Source organism: Pantoea endophytica, from assembly GCF_002858935.1.
Classification (GTDB): Bacteria; Pseudomonadota; Gammaproteobacteria; order Enterobacterales; family Enterobacteriaceae; genus Pantoea; species Pantoea leporis.
Map to the genome: position 1 here is coordinate 1 of NZ_PJRT01000023.1, position 2,822 is coordinate 2,822.

The window sequence follows — 2,822 nt, forward strand, 5'->3', positions numbered from 1 at the left end:
CGCGTTGCAAAACGCCTGTGGGTTGTGAGGTTAAGCGACTAAGCGTACACGGTGGATGCCCTGGCAGTCAGAGGCGATGAAGGACGTGCTAATCTGCGTAAAGCGTCGGTAAGGTGATATGAACCGCTACAGCCGACGATGTCCGAATGGGGAAACCCGGTGCACCCAGTGCATCATCGCAACATGAATACATAGTGTTGCGAGGCGAACCCGGGGAACTGAAACATCTAAGTACCCGGAGGAAAAGAAATCAACCGAGATTCCCCCAGTAGCGGCGAGCGAACGGGGAACAGCCCAGAACCTGAATCAGTTTGTGCGTTAGTGGAAGCGTCTGGAAAGTCGCACGATACCGGGTGATAGTCCCGTACACGAAAGTGCACAGATTGTGAGTTCGAAGAGTAGGGCGGGACACGTGGTATCCTGTCTGAATATGGGGGGACCATCCTCCAAGGCTAAATACTCCTGACTGACCGATAGTGAACCAGTACCGTGAGGGAAAGGCGAAAAGAACCCCGGCGAGGGGAGTGAAACAGAACCTGAAACCGTGTACGTACAAGCAGTGGGAGCCTCTTTAATGGGGTGACTGCGTACCTTTTGTATAATGGGTCAGCGACTTATATTCTGTAGCAAGGTTAACCGTATAGGGGAGCCGCAGGGAAACCGAGTCTTAACTGGGCGTTAAGTTGCAGGGTATAGACCCGAAACCCGGTGATCTAGCCATGGGCAGGTTGAAGGTTGGGTAACACTAACTGGAGGACCGAACCGACTAATGTTGAAAAATTAGCGGATGACTTGTGGCTGGGGGTGAAAGGCCAATCAAACCGGGAGATAGCTGGTTCTCCCCGAAAGCTATTTAGGTAGCGCCTCGTGAACTCATCTCCGGGGGTAGAGCACTGTTTCGGCTAGGGGGCCATCCCGGCTTACCAACCCGATGCAAACTGCGAATACCGGAGAATGTTATCACGGGAGACACACGGCGGGTGCTAACGTCCGTCGTGAAGAGGGAAACAACCCAGACCGCCAGCTAAGGTCCCAAAGTCATGGTTAAGTGGGAAACGATGTGGGAAGGCACAGACAGCCAGGATGTTGGCTTAGAAGCAGCCATCATTTAAAGAAAGCGTAATAGCTCACTGGTCGAGTCGGCCTGCGCGGAAGATGTAACGGGGCTAAACCATGCACCGAAGCTGCGGCAGCGACACTATGTGTTGTTGGGTAGGGGAGCGTTCTGTAAGCCGTTGAAGGTGTGCTGTGAGGCATGCTGGAGGTATCAGAAGTGCGAATGCTGACATAAGTAACGATAAAGCGGGTGAAAAGCCCGCTCGCCGGAAGACCAAGGGTTCCTGTTCAACGTTAATCGGAGCAGGGTGAGTCGACCCCTAAGGCGAGGCTGAAAAGCGTAGTCGATGGGAAGCAGGTTAATATTCCTGCACTTGGTGTTACTGCGAAGGGGGGACGGAGAAGGCTAGGTTATCCGGGCGACGGTTGTCCCGGTTTAAGCGTGTAGGCTGATACCTTTGGTAAATCCGGGGTATCTTAAGGCTGAGGCGTGACGACGAGCCACCACGGTGGTGAAGTAACTGATGCCCTGCTTCCAGGAAAAGCCTCTAAGCTCCAGGTAACACGAAATCGTACCCCAAACCGACACAGGTGGTCAGGTAGAGAATACCAAGGCGCTTGAGAGAACTCGGGTGAAGGAACTAGGCAAAATGGTGCCGTAACTTCGGGAGAAGGCACGCTGTCATCAGGTGAAGTCCCTCGCGGATGGAGCTGAAGGCAGTCGAAGATACCAGCTGGCTGCAACTGTTTATTAAAAACACAGCACTGTGCAAACACGAAAGTGGACGTATACGGTGTGACGCCTGCCCGGTGCCGGAAGGTTAATTGATGGGGTTATCCGCAAGGAGAAGCTCTTGATCGAAGCCCCGGTAAACGGCGGCCGTAACTATAACGGTCCTAAGGTAGCGAAATTCCTTGTCGGGTAAGTTCCGACCTGCACGAATGGCGTAATGATGGCCAGGCTGTCTCCACCCGAGACTCAGTGAAATTGAAATCGCTGTGAAGATGCAGTGTACCCGCGGCAAGACGGAAAGACCCCGTGAACCTTTACTATAGCTTGACACTGAACATTGAGCCTTGATGTGTAGGATAGGTGGGAGGCTTTGAAGCGTGGACGCCAGTCTGCGTGGAGCCAACCTTGAAATACCACCCTTTAATGTTTGATGTTCTAACGTAGGCCCGTAATCCGGGCTGCGGACAGTGTCTGGTGGGTAGTTTGACTGGGGCGGTCTCCTCCCAAAGAGTAACGGAGGAGCACGAAGGTTGGCTAATCCTGGTCGGACATCAGGAGGTTAGTGCAATGGCATAAGCCAGCTTGACTGCGAGAGTGACGGCTCGAGCAGGTGCGAAAGCAGGTCATAGTGATCCGGTGGTTCTGAATGGAAGGGCCATCGCTCAACGGATAAAAGGTACTCCGGGGATAACAGGCTGATACCGCCCAAGAGTTCATATCGACGGCGGTGTTTGGCACCTCGATGTCGGCTCATCACATCCTGGGGCTGAAGTAGGTCCCAAGGGTACGGCTGTTCGCCGTTTAAAGTGGTACGCGAGCTGGGTTTAGAACGTCGTGAGACAGTTCGGTCCCTATCTGCCGTGGGCGCTGGAGAATTGAGGGGGGTTGCTCCTAGTACGAGAGGACCGGAGTGAACGCACCACTGGTGTTCGGGTTGTCATGCCAATGGCACTGCCCGGTAGCTAAGTGCGGAAAAGATAAGTGCTGAAAGCATCTAAGCACGAAACTTGCCCCGAGATGAGTTCTCCCTGAC

The 2,822-nt window shown here is 53.7% G+C and carries 1 rRNA gene; it reads left to right on the forward strand.

The features are described from left to right. Positions 1-28 precede the first annotated feature (28 nt). Positions 29-2,822, forward strand: a 23S ribosomal RNA gene (locus PZBJ_RS14400); the annotation flags it as partial.